This window comes from candidate division KSB1 bacterium (assembly GCA_034506255.1).
GTDB lineage: Bacteria > Zhuqueibacterota > Zhuqueibacteria > Zhuqueibacterales > Zhuqueibacteraceae > Coneutiohabitans > Coneutiohabitans thermophilus.
The window spans coordinates 395,674-412,362 of the sequence record JAPDPX010000005.1; the positions used below are offsets into that span (position 1 = coordinate 395,674).

15 protein-coding genes and 1 tRNA gene are annotated in these 16,689 nt (G+C 60.6%); 15 read left to right on the top strand and 1 reads right to left on the bottom strand.

Annotation, left to right across the window (positions count from 1 at the left end):
* Window positions 1-10: 10 nt before the first annotated feature.
* The 13 genes from thrS to ONB52_12515 all read left to right on the top strand — a co-directional run bounded on the left by thrS (window position 11) and on the right by ONB52_12515 (window position 13,302).
* Entirely contained in the window at window positions 11-1,942 is a 1,932-nt protein-coding gene (thrS, locus tag ONB52_12455) for a threonine--tRNA ligase (GenBank protein MDZ7416952.1), read from the top strand.
* Window positions 1,943-1,995: 53 nt separating this feature from the next.
* On the top strand, window positions 1,996-2,544 hold the full coding sequence (gene infC, locus ONB52_12460; protein ID MDZ7416953.1) for a translation initiation factor IF-3: 549 nt from the start codon (window positions 1,996-1,998) through the stop codon (window positions 2,542-2,544).
* 206 nt (window positions 2,545-2,750) lie between these two features.
* Window positions 2,751-2,948, top strand: a complete 198-nt coding sequence (gene rpmI, locus ONB52_12465; GenBank protein MDZ7416954.1) for a 50S ribosomal protein L35 — start codon at window positions 2,751-2,753, stop codon at window positions 2,946-2,948.
* A 148-nt stretch (window positions 2,949-3,096) separates the two neighbouring features.
* Complete coding sequence (gene rplT / locus ONB52_12470) at window positions 3,097-3,444, top strand: 50S ribosomal protein L20 (GenBank protein ID MDZ7416955.1); 348 nt, start codon at window positions 3,097-3,099, stop codon at window positions 3,442-3,444.
* Between the two features lie 133 nt (window positions 3,445-3,577).
* Window positions 3,578-4,594 carry a phenylalanine--tRNA ligase subunit alpha gene (pheS, locus tag ONB52_12475; GenBank protein MDZ7416956.1) on the top strand — a complete coding sequence of 339 codons (1,017 nt, stop codon included), beginning with the start codon at window positions 3,578-3,580 and terminating at the stop codon, window positions 4,592-4,594.
* A 188-nt stretch (window positions 4,595-4,782) separates the two neighbouring features.
* Entirely contained in the window at window positions 4,783-7,167 is a 2,385-nt protein-coding gene (gene pheT / locus ONB52_12480) for a phenylalanine--tRNA ligase subunit beta (protein MDZ7416957.1), read from the top strand.
* 54 nt (window positions 7,168-7,221) lie between these two features.
* Window positions 7,222-7,503 carry a cell division protein ZapB gene (gene zapB, locus ONB52_12485; protein MDZ7416958.1) on the top strand — a complete coding sequence of 94 codons (282 nt, stop codon included), beginning with the start codon at window positions 7,222-7,224 and terminating at the stop codon, window positions 7,501-7,503.
* A gap of 53 nt (window positions 7,504-7,556) precedes the next feature.
* Window positions 7,557-7,844, top strand: coding sequence for a cell division protein ZapA (locus ONB52_12490; GenBank protein ID MDZ7416959.1), 288 nt, complete (start codon window positions 7,557-7,559; stop codon window positions 7,842-7,844).
* Window positions 7,845-8,039: 195 nt separating this feature from the next.
* Window positions 8,040-9,608 carry a ribonuclease Y gene (gene rny, locus ONB52_12495; protein MDZ7416960.1) on the top strand — a complete coding sequence of 523 codons (1,569 nt, stop codon included), beginning with the start codon at window positions 8,040-8,042 and terminating at the stop codon, window positions 9,606-9,608.
* Between the two features lie 362 nt (window positions 9,609-9,970).
* Window positions 9,971-10,777 (top strand): TIGR00282 family metallophosphoesterase, encoded by an 807-nt coding sequence (locus ONB52_12500; GenBank protein MDZ7416961.1) that lies wholly within the window; start codon window positions 9,971-9,973, stop codon window positions 10,775-10,777.
* 41 nt (window positions 10,778-10,818) lie between these two features.
* Window positions 10,819-11,709 (top strand): bifunctional methylenetetrahydrofolate dehydrogenase/methenyltetrahydrofolate cyclohydrolase FolD, encoded by an 891-nt coding sequence (folD, locus tag ONB52_12505; GenBank protein MDZ7416962.1) that lies wholly within the window; start codon window positions 10,819-10,821, stop codon window positions 11,707-11,709.
* Between the two features lie 30 nt (window positions 11,710-11,739).
* Window positions 11,740-11,816, top strand: a tRNA-Arg gene (locus ONB52_12510).
* Between the two features lie 136 nt (window positions 11,817-11,952).
* On the top strand, window positions 11,953-13,302 hold the full coding sequence (locus ONB52_12515) for a tetratricopeptide repeat protein (GenBank protein ID MDZ7416963.1): 1,350 nt from the start codon (window positions 11,953-11,955) through the stop codon (window positions 13,300-13,302).
* A 62-nt stretch (window positions 13,303-13,364) separates the two neighbouring features.
* On the opposite strand, the gene ONB52_12520 is transcribed toward ONB52_12515, so the two are convergent.
* Window positions 13,365-14,117: a hypothetical protein gene (locus ONB52_12520; protein ID MDZ7416964.1), complete on the bottom strand. Its 753-nt coding sequence runs from the start codon at window positions 14,115-14,117 to the stop codon at window positions 13,365-13,367.
* 241 nt (window positions 14,118-14,358) lie between these two features.
* On the opposite strand from ONB52_12520, the gene ONB52_12525 reads away from it, so the two are divergent.
* Together ONB52_12525 and ahcY are read left to right on the top strand one after the other, a co-directional pair.
* A complete protein-coding gene (locus ONB52_12525; GenBank protein ID MDZ7416965.1) occupies window positions 14,359-15,303 on the top strand; it encodes a metalloregulator ArsR/SmtB family transcription factor in 945 nt (314 codons plus the stop codon).
* An 8-nt stretch (window positions 15,304-15,311) separates the two neighbouring features.
* The gene (gene ahcY / locus ONB52_12530) at window positions 15,312-16,679 is read left to right on the top strand and encodes an adenosylhomocysteinase (protein MDZ7416966.1); all 1,368 of its coding nucleotides are present in this window, start codon (window positions 15,312-15,314) and stop codon (window positions 16,677-16,679) included.
* The last annotated feature ends 10 nt before the right edge of the window (window positions 16,680-16,689 follow it).

Consider the following 16,689-nt stretch of genomic DNA (forward strand, 5'->3'; position numbering starts at 1 on the left):
AGCTCCGGTTATGAACGAACAGATCCAGGTGCAATTCCCCGACGGCAGCACCCGGCAATACCCCAGGGGCATTCGGCCGCGGGAGATTGTGCAGGAGTTGAGCCGCTCACTTGCGGAGAAGGCGCTGGTGGCGCGCTTCAACGGCAGGCTGATTGATCTCAACCGGCCATTGCTGGAGGACGGCACGCTGCAGTTCCTCACCTGGGAGGATCCCGAGGGCATGCAAGTGTACTGGCACTCCAGCTCGCACATCATGGCGCATGCCATCAAAGCCCTCTATCCCGAGGCGCAGTTCGGCGTGGGCCCGCCCATCGAAAACGGCTTCTACTATGACGTCGACGTCGCCACCAAGCTGACCGGCGATGACCTGCGCCGCATCGAAGCCAAGATGCAGGAGATCATTGCCGCCGATCAACCCTTTCAGCGGGAGGAGCTGGACAAGGCCGAGGCCGTGCGACTGTTCCAGCGCCGGCAGGACCAATACAAACTCGAGCTGCTGCGCGACCTGGAAGATGACCGGCCGAGCGTCTATCACGAAGGCGATTTCGTGGATTTGTGCCGCGGCCCGCATGTGCCGAGCACCGGTGTCATCAAGCATTTCAAACTGCTGAACCTGGCAGGCGCCTACTGGCGCGGCAGCGAGAAAAACAAAATGCTGCAGCGCATCTACGGCATCTCCTTCCCCAAAAGGGAGATGCTGCAGCAGCATTTGCAGTTGCTGGAAGAGGCTAAAAAACGCGATCATCGCCGCCTGGGCCAGGAGTTGGAGATCTTCCACCTCTCTCCCAGCGTCGGCGGCGGCCTGCCGCTCTGGCTGCCGAACGGCACGGTGATCCGCGAAACGCTGGAGGCTTTTTTGCGGCAGGAGCAGCGCGCACGCGGCTACCTGCCGGTGATCACGCCGCACCTTGCCAATTTGAGTCTGTACCGCACCAGCGGGCACTATCCCTATTACAAGGACAGCCAGTTTCCTCCGCTCAAGCTGGAAGACGAGGAATTTCTGCTGAAGCCGATGAACTGCCCGCACCACCACATCATCTACATGAGCCGGCCGCGCAGCTATCGCGAGCTGCCACTGCGGCTGGCGGAATTCGGCACGGTTTACCGCTATGAGCAGTCGGGCGAGTTGAACGGGCTCACGCGCGTGCGCGGCTTCACCCAGGATGATGCACACATCTATTGCACGCAGGACCAGGTGCGCGAGGAAATCCGTGCCACGGTGGAACTGACCCAGCTTGTGTTTCAAACCTTCGACATGAAGGTGCGGGTGCGGCTTTCCTTTCGCGATGACAATGTCGAGAAATACGGCGGCGAGGCGCAATTTTGGGAGCGGGCGCAAAGCGAGATCAAGGAAGTCGCCGAGGCGATGGGCCTGGATTACTTCATTGGCCTGGGCGAGGCTTCATTCTACGGCCCCAAGATCGACTTCATGATTCGCGATGCCCTGGGCCGCACCTGGCAGCTCGGCACGGTGCAGGTGGACTATGTGATGCCGGAGCGCTTTCAACTCGAATACGTCGGCAGCGACAACAAGAAACACCGGCCGGTGGTGATCCATCGCGCGCCATTTGGCTCGATGGAGCGCTTTATCGGCATTCTGATCGAGCATTTTGCCGGTGCTTTCCCCCTGTGGCTGGCACCGCTGCAAGTGGTGGTGATGCCGATCACCGATGCCCAGCTCGATTATGCCCGTGAGGTGGAGCAACGCCTGCGGGCGTGTGGTTTGCGCAGCCACCTGGATGACCGCCCGGAAAAAATCAACTACAAGATCCGGGAGGCGGAAACCAAAAAGACGCCCTACATGGTCATTGTCGGCGCCAAGGAGGTGGCCTCCCGCCAGATTGCCGTGCGCAAACGCAAAGTCGGCGATCTCGGCATCTTCAGCCTCGAAGCATTTGCCCGGCAGTTGCAGGAGGAGATCGCACACAAAACCCTGTCCTGATCCGTGATGACGGGCGGATGAGGCCGGCCCCTCTCCCAGAGCGGCCGGCCGGGATGAACTTCACCAACCCCAAAAGGAGCTTAACAGTCACGTCACAACAAAAAAAGTTCATTCGGATCAACCATCAGATTCGTGTGCCCAAGGTACGGCTTATCGGAGCTGATGGCACCCAAGTGGGAATCGTTTCCATTCAGGAGGCGCAAGCCGCCGCCGAAGCAGCCGGTCTCGATCTGGTCGAAATCGCGCCCCAGGCCGATCCCCCTGTTTGCCGGGTCATGGACTTTGGCAAATACAAGTATGAGCTGGGCAAGAAGGAGAAGGACAGCCGCAAAAAAGCGGCGGTCATTCACGTCAAGGAAGTGCGGTTCCGCCCCAAAATCGAGGAACACGATTTCAACTTCAAGTCCAAGCACATGCGGGAATTCCTGGAGAAGGGCGATAAAGTCAAAGCCACGGTCACGTTTCGCGGGCGGGAGATGGTGCACCGGGAGTTTGGCGAGGCGGTAATCAACCGCCTGATTGAGTCGCTCGCCGACATCGCCAAGGTGGAGCGGCAGGTGCAAGAAGGCCGCAATCTCGTGATATATTTCGTGAAAAAGTAAACACCTGAATTTGGCATGTTCTTTATTACCTGACCTGAGAATAAGTTCTCAGGCTCAAAGCTGAAACCGTCTGGAAGTGGCCGCCCACCAATCGGGTGATAAGCCCGCCCCAGCCGACTCGAGCTTTGAGCCTGCGACGTCAACCGCAGGCGGTGGGGGCAACATGACCCATGCAAAATTCAGGAAACAAGCAAAGTGAGAGCATCATGCCAAAATTGAAAACCAACCGCTCGACGGCCAAGCGGCTGCGGGTGACGGCCAGCGGCAAACTCAAACGCAACCGCGCCGGCAAGAGCCACATTCTGACCAAGAAAGATCGCAAGCGCAAGCGGCGTTTGCGTCAGGCCACCCTGGTGCATCCCGCCGACACGCCGCGCATGAAGCGGTTGCTGGCGCGCGCCTGAGCTGCCGGCCGGCGTGTGCCCCGGCCTCATCTCCTGGCGGGTGCAATCCCCCGGGCCGTTTCATAATCATCATCAACTCCCGCGATCGCGGAGCGCTGTTTGGGCGCCGCGTGGCGGTTTTGTATTCCCAAGGAAAGGTTGACATTTTATGCCCCGTTCAAAATATGCCGTGCCTTCGCATCGCCGTCGCCGCAAGCTCATCAGCAAAACCAAGGGGCGCTGGGGCGGCAAAAAGAACCTGCTGCGCAGCGCACGCGAAACTTATGAGAAGGGTCTCACCTACGCCTATCGCGACCGGCGCGCCCGCCGCCGCAACATTCGCCGTTTGTGGATCACCCGCATCAATGCCGCGGCCCGCCTCGCCGGCACCACCTATTCGACCTTGATGAGTGGCCTGAAGAAAAAGCAGGTCGGCATCGACCGCAAAATGCTGGCCGATCTCGCGGTCAGGGATCCCCAGGCGTTCGAAAATCTCGTGCGTCTTGCGCAGAACTAGTGCCGGGTTGGGCAACCAGGGCTGAGCCAACCGACATCCGTTTCGTGCCGCACCGCCGTCGCAGGCGCCGCTCCCGCAGCCGGCAACGCCGCGCTGCGCGGCCGGACCCATTCTCCAAATCCGAGCACTGGTTATGGCAGTATCCGAACAACTTTTCGCCGATCTTGATCAACTGGAAGCCCGCTTCCGGGTGGCGCTGGAACAGGCCGCCAATGCCGCAGAGCTCGAAGCTGTGCGGGTGAAATATCTGGCGCGCAAAGGTGAAATTACAGAATCCTTCAAAATCCTGGCGCAGGCCGATCCGGCCGACCGTCCCCGGCTGGGGCAGCGCCTGAATCAACTGCGTGATGCCAGCGCGGCCGCCTTTGCAGCCAAACAAGCGGCGCTGAGCAAACCGCAGGCTGACGGGCCGTCGATCGATCTGACACTGCCCGGCATTCAACGCCGGTTGGGGTCGCGCCATCCCGTCCTGCAGGCGCTGGACGAAATCAAAAGCATCTTCGTGGGCATGGGCTTCACGGTGGAATCCGGCCCGCTGGCAGAGACCGACTACTACAATTTCGAGGCGCTCAACCTGCCGCCGGATCATCCCAGCCGCGATCTGCACGATACTTTTTACCTGTCTGATCCGCGCCCGGGCAACGGGGCCACGTACCTGCTGCGCACCCACACCTCGCCGGTGCAAATCCACGCGCTGGAGCAGAAGCCGCTGCCCATTCGCATCATCGCGCCCGGACGTTGCTTCCGCAAAGACACCCCGGATGCCACCCACTCTCCGGTTTTTCATCAAGTCGAGGGGCTGTGGGTTGATGAGGGCGTGACCTTCGCGGATCTCAAAGGTGTGCTCTCCGCCTTTGCCCGCAAATTTTTCGGCGCGTCCGTCAAAACGCGCTTCCGGCCCAGCTATTTCCCTTTCACCGAACCCAGCGCCGAACTGGACGTGTGGTTCGAGGCCCGGCAGGCATGGATCGAGCTGCTGGGCTGCGGCATGGTCAATCCCATCGTGCTGGAGCGGCTGGGCATCGACACGGAAAAATACACCGGCTTCGCCTTTGGCATGGGCGTCGAACGACCGGCCATGCGCAAGTATGGCGTCACCGATCTCCGCCTGTTTTATGACAATGATGTGCGCCTGCTGCGGCAGTTTTGAAGCAGCCGGCGCGTTGACAACCCCGCCCCGGGCGCGGGCATGTCAAAAGACTCCACGCCGCCGCCCGTCCCCAGGGTGAAGCGGCAGACTCAACAGCAAGCGTCATTCTGGACGAATCACCCCGGCCACGCCGCCCTCCCGCCGCAGGCCGCTGCGGCTGATTCCGCGGGAATGACTCTGATTGCCCCATGAAAGTCACTTATACCTGGCTGCGCGAATTTGTTGACACGCCGTTGACGGCTGCTGAAATTGCCGACCGCCTGCCCATGCTCGGCTTCGAGGTCGAGGACTGGCATTCGCTGGTGCCCGATCTGCAGGACATCGTCGTCGGCAGGGTGCTCACCTGCGAGCGGATTCCGGCTTCCGATCATCTCAAACGTTGTGAGGTCACCCTCGGAACGCAGACCCTGAGTGTGGTGTGCGGCGCGCCCAATGTCGCCGTGGATCAACTGGTGGCGGTTGCCCCGCCGGGCGCCACCCTGCCCTCCGGCCTGACAATCCAGACGCGCAGAGTGATGGGCGTGGAATCGCAGGGCATGATCTGCAGCGAGCGGGAGCTGGGCTTGTCCGATGAACATGAGGGCATTCTCGTGCTCAACGGCCAGGCGCAACCCGGACAGCGCTTCCGTGATACGCTCACCCCCGATTGGGTGTTTGACCTGGCCGTCACCCCCAACCGGCCCGATGCCCTGGGCGTGATCGGCATCGCGCGCGAGATCGGGCTGCTGACCGGCACACCGCTGCGCCTGCCCCAAATCAAGCTGCGCGAGAGCGGGCCGCCGGTGGAACAATTGATTCGCATTGCCATCAAAGATCAGACGGGCTGCCCGCGTTATGCCGCGCGCATCCTGCAGAACATCACCATCGGCCCCTCGCCCAAATGGATGCGCCAGCGGCTGCACGCCGTGGGGCTGCGCGCAATTTCCAACGTCGTTGACGTCACCAACTACGTGATGATGGAAACCGGCCAGCCGCAGCATGCCTTCGATTACGATTTGCTCGAGCAGCGCCGCCTCATCGTGCAGCGTGCACAGGCCGGCGAAAAATTCCAAACCCTGGACGGCCAGGAGCGCGAGCTGCGCGACAGCGACTTGATGATCTGCGACGGCAAGCGCAGCGTGGCGCTGGCAGGCGTGATGGGCGGCGCGAATTCCGAGGTCAGCGCCGGCACGCGCAACATCCTGATTGAATGCGCCCATTTCAACCCGCTGGTGGTGCGGCGCACCGCCAGACGGCTGGGCCTGTCTTCCGAGGCGGGCCGGCGCTTCGAGCGCGGCACCGATCCCAACGGCATTCCGTTCGCGGTCAATCGCGCGGCGCAACTGATGCAGGAGACCGCCGGCGGCATCATCGCCAAGGGCATCGCCGAGGTTTATCCTGTGCCGGTCAAGCCCGCCAGGATCACGCTGCGGCCGCGACGGGTGACCCACGTGCTGGGCGGCATGGTGCCGGCGGTTCGCATGGAGAAAATTTTGACCGGGCTGGCCTGCCGCGTCAACAAGAAATCGCCGGCCGTCTGGCAGGTGACGGTGCCGACCTTTCGGCCGGATCTGGTGCGCGAAATCGATCTCATTGAAGAAATCGCGCGGGTCTACGGCTTCGACAAATTCCCGGAGAAACTGCACTCGCGGGTGCATGTCGGTGGCGAGCGCAATCGTGCCGAAGAGGCGGTGGAAAAATTGCGCCGCACCATGACCGGCCTGGGCTTCGATGAGGCCATCACCATTGACCTGACCTCGCCACGCCGCGCCACCCCGTTTCTGCCGCCGGCGGGCCGGGTGCTGCCGCTGGTGAATCCGCTCAACGAGGAGCTGGCCGTGTTGCGGCCGGCGGTGGTGACCACGTTGTTGCATTCGCTTGCCTATAATTTGAACCGCAAGAATCGCGACGTGTGGCTGTATGAAATCGGCGCCGCATTTTGGCGCGAGAGCGGGCGGGAGATTTGCGAGGAGCAGCGCCTGGCAGCGGTTGCCGTGGGTGCCGCAGAACCCCCAAACTGGCTGGGCAAATCCCGGCCATTTGACTTGCCGGATTTGCGCGGGGCGCTGGAGGTGCTGGAACGGACGCTTTATTTGCCCAGGCTCATTTTCCAGCCGCTTGCCGCACATCCCTATCTGGCTGCGGGCTGGGACATCCGGGTGGCGGGAAACCACCTCGGCATCGCCGGCCGGTTGAAACCGGAGGTGTTGCAGCTTTACGAGATTGAATGCGCGGTTTTTCATTTCGAGTTGCGGCTGGCGACGCTGCTGGCGAATGTGGACTGGCAGCGGACGTTTCAAAGCATTCCCAAGTATCCGCCGGTGGAACGCGACCTGGCGATCGTGGTGGCGGCGGAAATCCCGGCGGAAAAGATTTACGCCGTCATCGAACAGGCCAGCGACCATTTGCTGGAACGGCTGGAGCTGTTCGATCTCTACACCGGCAGGCAGGTGCCGGCGGGCCGGAAAAGCATGGCGTTTTCCCTCACCTTTCGTGCGGCAGATCACACCCTGCGCGACGAGGAGGTGGAGGAACGGCTGGCGCGCATTTTGGATGCGCTGCGCCGCTCCTGCGGGGCGGAGCTGCGCGCCTAACCGGCGGGGACGCGCCGCGGGCGGTGATCAGCAGATTGCACGAGGACCGAGGACATGGACATCCAACGTTTCGAGATCCTGGAGGAAAAAATCGCGCAAGCGATCAAGATGATACAGACCCTCAAAGGGGAGAACGAGGAATTGCGCCGCCGGCTGGAGGCGGCGGAGGTGCGGTTGCGTGAAAAGGAGCAGGAATTGCAGGCGGTGCGCGCGGAGCTGGGCAGCGTGCAGCATCGCGCCGAGCAATCGCGCCAGTATCAGGAGCGGGAGGAGAAAATCCGCAGCAAGGTTGAGGAGATGTTGGCCAAGCTGGAGGAACTGCAATTGCAGTTCTGACCTCCTGGCGTCGCGTGTGGCATTCTCATGGCAGACACTTTTCTCGATATCCTATGCCTGAAGGCACCGTTCTGAAAGTCAACATTTACGGCACCGAGTATCCCATCCGGGGCGAGGTCGATGTGGAATACATCCGCCGCGTGGCGGAGTATGTCGATCGCAAGATGCGGGAAGTCGACCAGAGCACGGCGGCGAAATCCTCGCTGAAGGTGGCGATCCTGGCGGCGCTCAACATCGCGGACGAGCTGTTCCGCGAACGCGACGAGAAAGCAGGTCTGTTGAAGAGTTTCGAGGCCAAGGCCGAACAGTTGTCGAAGCTTTTGCATGAGAATTTGAAATAGACCGGCAGCCGGCTGCCCAACTGTGATTGCCCCGGTGACAAGGTCTTCAAACGACGCGACGCGCTGCGCCAGCGGCGGCGGCGTATTTCTTTGAAGGACTTGGCAGCGGGGCTTTTTGTTTTCACCTGTGAACTTGTGCACAAGCATGCGACTGACGATTTCGTGCCCGGGAAATCGGGAGGCAGTGGAGGAAGAATGACGATCAGTGAGATCGGGCTCATCGTGGCGGCGTTCAGCGCCGGCATGCTGACCGGCTGGTTGCTGCGGCAAAAGATCGGCCGTGCGCGCCGGGCGCACGCCGAAGCCACCGCCCGCCAAATCATCGCGGAAGCCACCCAGGAGGCGGAAAACCTCAAACAGGCCAAGCTGCTGGAAGTGCGCGATGAGCTCTTTCAAAAACGGCAGGAGCTCGAACAGGAGATCAAAAATCGGCGGCACCAACTTCAAAAACAGGAGAGCCAACTCGCTGCGCGGGAGACCAGCCTCGACCGCAAAGTCGACCTGCTGAATCAAAAGAAACAGGAGCTCGCCAAGCTCGAGGAAAACCTGCTCAGCCGCGAAGCCAGCCTGAAACTGCAAGCCCAGGAACTCGACCGCTTGCTTGCCGAGGAAAACAAGAAACTCGAACAAATTTCCGGGCTGACCAACGAAGAAGCCAAACGCATTCAGCTCAACAACTTTCTCGAACTGGCCAAGCAGGAGGCGGCGCAGACGGTCAAAGAAATCAAGGATCATGCCCGCATGGTGGCCAGCCGCGAGGCCAGAGACATTCTGGTGCAGGCGATTCAACGCACCAACATCAGTCATGTGGTGGAATCCACCGTCTCGGTGGTGCGCCTGCCCAACGATGACATGAAAGGCCGCATCATCGGCCGCGAGGGCCGCAACATCCGCTCGTTCGAGGCCGCCACCGGCATCGAAGTGCTGATCGACGACACCCCCAACGTGGTGATGCTCTCCGGCTTCGATCCGGTGCGCCGGGAAATCGCCAAACTCTCGCTGGAAAAACTGATCACGGACGGCCGCATTCATCCCGGCCGCATCGAGGAAGTGGTTGAAAAAACCCGCAGCGAGGTCGAGGAACTCATTCGCGAGGCCGGCGAGCAGGCCATGCTGGAGGTGGGCCTGCACGGCCTGCACGTCGAGCTGATCCGGTTGCTGGGCAAACTGAAATATCGCAGCAGCGAGGGACAAAACCTGCTGCAGCACAGCATCGAGACTGCACTCATCGCCGGAGTGATCGCCGCGGAAGTCGGCCTGGAGTCCCAGGTGGTCAAACGGGGCGCGCTGCTGCACGAAATCGGCGCGGCAGTCGAGCGGGAAACCGACACCAGCGCCGCGGAAATGGGCGCCGCTCTGGCGCGACGCTACGGCGAAAACGAAGCGGTGGAAAACGCCATTCTGTTCGCCAACAACCCCAATCGCAACGGCCAGATGCTGACGGCGGCCTCCCTCATCGTGGCCACCGCCAATGAAATCTCGCTCTCCCGGCCGGGCGCACAGAAGGAAACGCTGGCGCAATACTTTCAGCGCATGTCGGCGCTGGAAAATATCGCCAACTCCTTCCCCGGCGTCCTCCGCACCTACGCGCTGCAGGCCGGCCGCGAAATTCGTGTGATCGTCGAGCACACCAAGGTGGACGATGCCCGCGCCGAACAGATGGCGGTGGACATTGCGCGCAAAATTCAGCAAAACGTCCACTACCCCGGCCAGATTCGCGTCACCATCGTGCGGGAATACCGGGCGGTGGATTACGCCAAATGAGTTTCGGTTCCCTGTCCGCCGGCATGATGGAGGCAGCATGCGGCGCAGACGGAAGGCGTTCGTGGAAAAAGCCCCGCGGTGTGCGCCTCGCTCCCTGGAATCCCTGTCGCTGTCACCCGGGCCGCCAGGCAACCGCCCGTGAAAAGCACGGCCCCCTCGCGCGGGGTTTGATTTTCGCCTGAGCAAACATGCCTTTCCGGGCACGCTGCCGGCGGTGCAGCGTTTATCCAACCCGTGGACCGGACCCTGCCGATTGTGCGCCACACCGATCGACAGCGCGCCTGAATTTCTTCTTGTAAATTTGCTTTTTTAGCCTATATTTCGGCTGTCGCAACAATCTCCAAGCAAACGCCCGCAGGATAATGAAAGAAAACGAAGCGTGGACGCTCCTTTTTATTGCCGATATCATCGGCCAGCCCGGCCTGGAGATTGTCGCGCGTCTCTTGCCCGGCTTGAAACAGCAGCATCAGCCGGATTTGGTCATTGCCAACGGTGAGAACGCCGCCGAAGGCAAAGGCATCACCGCCGCGCTCGCCAGACAATATCTCGAGCTCGGCATCGATGTCATTACCGGCGGCAACCATACCTGGGAAAATCCGGAAGTCTTCAAAATCTGGCAAAAGGACGAGGGCCTGAGCAGCCGGGTGTTGCGGCCGGCAAACTATCCGCCGCCCAATCCCGGTCGGGGCTACACCCTGGTCGACCTGGAAGAGGGCGTCAAAGCCGCGGTCATCAATTTGCAGGGGCGGACTTATCTGTATTCGATCGACTGCCCCTTTCGCACCGCGGATGAAATCCTGCGCCGCATCGACCGCCAGGCGAGCGTTGTAATCGTCGATTTTCATGCCGAGGCCACTGCCGAAAAAATGGCCCTGGCCTGGCATCTGGACGGCCGCGTCAGTGCCGTCATCGGCACGCACACCCACGTGCCAACCGCAGATGAGCAGATTCTGCCCGGTGGCACCGCCTACCTTACCGACCTGGGCATGACCGGCCCGTTTGACTCGGTGATCGGCATGAAAAAAGAGACCGCCATCAAACGGTTCATGCGGGGCGTGCCCATGCGTTTCGAAGTGGCCAGTGGCAACGTCCGGCTGTGCGGCGCGCTCATCCGCATCAGCAAGACGACAATGAAAGCGGTCAGCATCGAACGGTTGTTTCTGCAATAGCCTGCGACCGGAAACGGCGCGCATGCCGAATGGGAATGACCATGTCCGCAGTTTTGATCGACGGCAAGCGCATAGCTGAACAAATCAAGGCTGAGTTGAGTGAGAGGATTCAGGCGCTCAAGCAGAAACACGTGACCCCCGGGCTGGCGGCGGTGCTGGTGGGCGATGATCCCGCCTCCGCGGTTTATGTCGGGGCGAAGGCGAAGATGTGTGAAAGCCTGGGGCTTTTCTCCAGGGTTTATCATCTGGAACCCGCCACTTCGCAAGCCGCGCTGCTGGAGTTGCTGGCGCAGCTCAATCATGACGCCACCGTGCACGGCATATTGGTGCAGTTGCCCCTGCCGCCGCAAATTGACCCGCAACGCGTGCTCGCCGCCATCGCCCCGGAAAAGGACGTGGACGGCTTCACCCCGGTCAATCGCGGCAAGCTGCAGAGTGGCGAGGAGACTTTCATTCCCTGCACGCCGGCCGGGGTGCTGGAGCTGCTGCAGCGCAGCGGATTTCCCGTGGCGGGAAAACATGTGGTGATTCTCGGGCGCAGTGGCATCGTCGGCATGCCGCTGGCGGTGTTGCTGGCACAGAAACGGCCGCACGCCAATGCCACGGTGACCATCTGCCATTCAGCCACCCGCAATGTGCCGCACTTCACCCGCCAGGCAGAAATTTTGGTTGCGGCCATCGGCAAAGCCCAATTTGTGACGGCGGATATGGTGCAGGAGGGCGTGGTGGTGATCGATGTCGGCACCAATCGCGTTGCAGATCCGGCGACAAGCAGGGGCTATCGCCTGGTTGGCGATGTTGATTTTGCCGCCGTCCGGGAAAAAGCGGCGGCCATCACGCCGGTGCCCGGCGGAGTCGGCCCCATGACCATCATGATGTTGATGCACAACACGGTGCTGGCTGCCGAGCGCTTGACCGCCGGCAGCGTCTAAAAACGCCAAAGTGGCGCTGCGCCACCCCATGCGCCAGTAGCTCAACTGGATAGAGCGTTGGCCTCCGGAGCCAAAGGTTGAGGGTTCAAGTCCCCCCTGGCGTACCATCACGAGGGATTCGAAAGACTGCGCACCGGACACTGGGCCGCGCGGTTTTTCGAAGCCCTAATTTTTTGTGGGGGCGGTTGCTCCGCCTTCCCGTTGCGAATTGATCATGGCCTTTCCTTCCCAGCTTTGCTGCCCATGAGTTCACAGGCTGCCCAAAAATTCATCTCAGCCACACTCGCGCTCTCCGATATTCGCCACCTCGACGCCGAAATCCACGAGCTGATCACGTTCAAAAAAGACCCCGCCCAAATCGCGGAATACTTGAGCCGGCGCTTCGGTCACAGCAGCCAGTTGCAGATCAAAATTGTCGACAACAAGGCCGAGCTGCGCTGGCTGCTGCCGGCGATGAACCCCGAAGCCGAAAGCCTGCATCGCGAAGCCATGGCCTTCGCCAAGCAGCGTGACTTTGCCAAGGCCATTGCTCGCTGGACACAGGCGCTGGCGAAAAACCCCTGGGATCCCGATTACTACTTCAATCTCGGCATTGCCTGCTTCGCCAACAAAAATTACAAGGAGGCGGTTGAAAATTTCCGCCAGGCGGTCACGCTCTGCCCGATCTATCATCGCGCGCATTTGATTCTGGGCACGATTCTGCTGAAGATGCGCAAGTTTGCCGAAGCCGAGGGCCATCTCAAAGAGAGCATCTTCTTCGATCCGCGCAATGCGCTCGCCCATCTCAACCTCGGTGCGGTCTACAGCATTCTCAAAAAATACAAAGAAGGCATCGCCAGCTTTCAGCGCGCCATCGAACTCTCGCCCAACGAGATCCGCGCCTACTTCGGCCTGGCCAAGATCTATGCCATCCTCGGCGATACTGAAAACGCCAATCTCAATTACCGCAAAGTCATCGAGCTCGATCCCAAGCATGCGCTGGCGGCACACGCCAAGCGCAGCATCATCTCCGCAGCGCCCACGGTGGAAACTGCCGATCTCGAAAGTCTGTACGCCGAGGGTTACAAGGCTTTTTTGTATTCGGATTTCAAAGGCGCCGCACGCATGTACCAGAAGTATTTGGAGAAAAAGCCCGATGATGACCAGGTGTGGGCGGCTTTGGGGGTGGCGCTGCAGCGTGCCGGTGCGCCGGATCGTGCGGTCAAGGCTTTTGCCCAGGCGAGCAAACTCAATCCTGCAAAAGGGCTTTATTTCAAGCAACTGGCCATCGCCTGCGACCTCATCGACCGGCCGGCGGAGGCGGTGAAGGCTTTCGAACAGGCGAGCGAACTGGGCAAGGGGGATTCGGTGATGCTGGCGGTGTGGGGTAAAAATCTCATCAAACTGAACCGGCTGACGGAGTCCATTCCGCAACTCGAGCGTGGTGTAAAATTGAACCGTTCCAACCTGCTGGCGCACTACTATCTCGCCATGGCGCTCATCAAGATGAACGAAGTCGAGCGTGCCATCTCCCATCTGGAAACGATTCTGGGCGCCAAGGTCAACACGCCCTTGAAGGAGCAGGCGCAGGAACTGCTGCGCAAGGTAGCCTGAAAGCACAAGAGACGGCTGGTGGCCGTCTCTTGTGTCTACCACGCATCGTCCATTCTGCGAGACTACTCTTCCCTGGTTTGCCGGTTGCTTTGTTCGATCTTGGCCTGCACGCTCTTCAGACGCTTGTCGAAACTCTTCTGCTCGGTCAACAGCTGTTCCTTCATCTCCAACAATTCCAGCATCCGTTCCAGCGCTTCAATTTTCTTGGCTAAAAAGCTGTTCGCCGCGATGTTGGCTTGCATGGCTTTCAGATCGGGCGCGGCCGGATTCCGATCCACCAGAGTCGCGCCGGGATTTTTGGTGCCTTCGATCGACTGCAGCAGTGCCGTGGAGAGATCGACCGGTTGCGCCGGCGCTCCAGGTTTTGGGGAGGCCGTGGCAGGCGGCGTGGCCGCCGGCGTCGCCTCATCAAGCTGCAATTCAAACTCCTTGTCCAGTTCCTGTAATCTGGCCAGCAGGGAGGCCTTGGCTTCCGCCAGTGTCGTTTCCCTGGCTTCCAATGCCGTTGCCGGCGGCTTGGCATTGGCACGCGCCACTGCTTGTGCCCGCGCCGCACTCACGCCGCACACCAACATCAAACCGGCCAGCGCCCATCCCTGAAACACCCGCACGCTCCCTTTGATGGATTGAATCTTCATGATGCCTTCTTCCTTAAGTTGATGTTGTGCAGCTCCTGCTGAGGAGTCGCTTGAATTTCGTTCCCGCCCAGTCTTTAGCAAAAATGCGGCCAACTTCCCCACCCAGCCGCCCGGGTGTGAAATTCCGTGGGCAGGTAAAAAGCCGATGCCGGCGGGCGGCTCTTCGTCAAGCAACACCGGATTTTATCAACAGGTTAGATCATGCCGCGCCAGTTTGTGCCCCAGGCCCGCCCCTGCCACAAGCCCAGTGCGGCGCGCGCGAGGCCCGTACGCACACTTTCATCTTCTTCTCACAAACACAAGATCGTATCTGAGCCGCCGCTGACTTACAGCTTTGGAACTTGTAAAAGTTGTAAAAAAATGATTTGCAATTTGGGCCGCGCGAATGTATTATATCAAAAAATCTTGATATGCTGATATGAATTCGGATCTGTTGCAAGTGTTCAAGGCCTTGGCGGATGAAACCCGTCTGCGCCTGCTCGCGGTTTTGGCGCAGGGCGATTTCAACGTCAACGAGCTGATCGAAATTCTGCGCATGGGGCAGTCGCGCATTTCGCGACATCTCAAAATCCTGGCGGAATGCGGGCTGGTCGTCAGCCGGCGTGAGGGGCATTGGACATTCTACTCACTCACGCCACCCAACGGCAGGGTGGAGCTGGGCGAAGCAGCAAGCCTGGCGCTGAAGGCTGCGGCCCGGCTTCGCTCGCGCGAAACGGATTTGCAACAGATCGAATCGATCGTGCAGCGCCGCCGGCAGGCGAGCCAAAGGTATTTCGACCGTGTCGGTCCGGAATGGGAGCGCCTGCAGCGGGAGGTACTGGACAGTAGTTACTACCGCGAGCATGTGTTGCGGCATTTACCCCAGGGGCGCGAGAGCGCAGCTGATCTGGGCGCCGGTGCCGGGCTGCTGCTGCCGGCGCTGTTGCAACGCTTTCAGCGGGTGATCGCGATCGATTCCTCCCGCACCATGCTGCGTGTGGCTGCCGATTACGTGGCGCAGGAGATGCCCGCCGCGCTGGCGCGCTGCGATTTTCGCCTGGGTGAAATCGAGCATCTGCCGCTGCCGGATGCGGCGGTGGAGGCGGCGGTGGCCTGCATGGTGCTGCATCATGTTTCGCAGCCGGCCGGTGCCCTGGCAGAAATTTTTCGCATACTCAAACCCGGCGGCACGCTGGTCATCGCCGATTTGCTGCAGCATGAGGTCGTGGAAATGCGGGAGAAGTACGCCGATCTCTGGCTCGGCTTCAAACGCGCCGACCTGAACAAATGGCTGATCGCGGCCGGCTTTGCGCCGCCCCAATCGGAGATTCTTGCCAAAAACGAAACGATGAAGGTTCTCATCTTCCAAGCAACCAAACCTTAGAGGACGACATGTACGAAACCGAAGTCATCACCTCACAAGCCGTCACCAACGGTGCCAACGGCAGGAACGCAACGACGCTGCCCCATCGCCCGCCCTACAAAGTCGCCGACATTTCCCTGGCGGCGTGGGGCCGCCGCGAGATCGAACTGGCGGAGAAGGAAATGCCCGGCCTGATGGCGCTGCGCGAAGAGTATCGCAGCCAGCAGCCGTTGAAGGGCGCACGCATTGCCGGCTCGCTGCACATGACCATCGAGACCGCGGTGCTGATCGAAACCCTGGTGGCGCTCGGTGCGAAGGTGCGCTGGGCCTCCTGCAACATTTTCTCCACCCAGGATCATGCCGCGGCTGCCATCGCCGCCGCCGGCATCCCGGTGTTCGCGTGGAAGGGCGAAACCGAAGAGGAATACTGGTGGTGCACCGAGCAGACGCTGTATTTCGACAATGGCGAAGGCCCGAACATGATCGTCGATGACGGCGGTGATCTGACCTACTTCGTGCACAACAAAATGCCGCAGTTTCTGCCCGGCATCAAAGGCATCACCGAGGAGACCACCACCGGCGTGCACGCCCTCTACAAAATGTTGAAGGAGGGCCGCCTCAAAGTCCCGGCGATCAACGTCAACGACTCGGTGACCAAGAGCAAGTTCGACAATCTCTACGGCTGCCGCGAATCGCTGGCCGACGGCATCAAACGGGCCACCGACGTCATGCTGGCCGGCAAGGTGGCGGTGGTGGCCGGTTACGGCGACGTCGGCAAGGGCTCGGCCCAATCGCTGCGCGGTTTCGGCTGCCGCGTGGTGATCAGCGAAATTGACCCCATCTGCGCACTGCAGGCGGCGATGGAGGGTTATCAGGTGGCGACCATCGATGATTTCGTCGAGACCGCGGATATCTTTGTCACGGCCACCGGCTGCAAAGACGTCATCACGCTCGAGCATCTTCAAAGGATGAAAGACGGCGCCATCGTCTGCAACATCGGCCATTTCGACATCGAAATTCAGGTCGCCCGCCTCAATGCCTTTCCCGGCATCCGCAAAATCGAGATCAAGCCCCAGGTGGACAAGTACATCTTTCCGGACGGCCATTCGATTCTGTTGCTTGCCGAAGGCCGGCTGGTCAATCTGGGCTGTGCCAGCGGCCATCCGTCGTTCGTGATGTCCAACTCTTTCACCAACCAGGTGCTGGCGCAGATCGAGCTGTTCAACAATCACTACGAGGTCGGCGTTTACATGCTGCCCAAGAAGCTCGACGAAAAGGTCGCCCGGCTGCATTTGGACAAGCTCGGCGCCAAACTCACCAAACTCACCCCGGAACAGGCCGCGTATTTGGATGTCCCGGTCGACGGCCCGTTCAAACCCGCGCATTACCGCTATTGAGCCGGAAGCT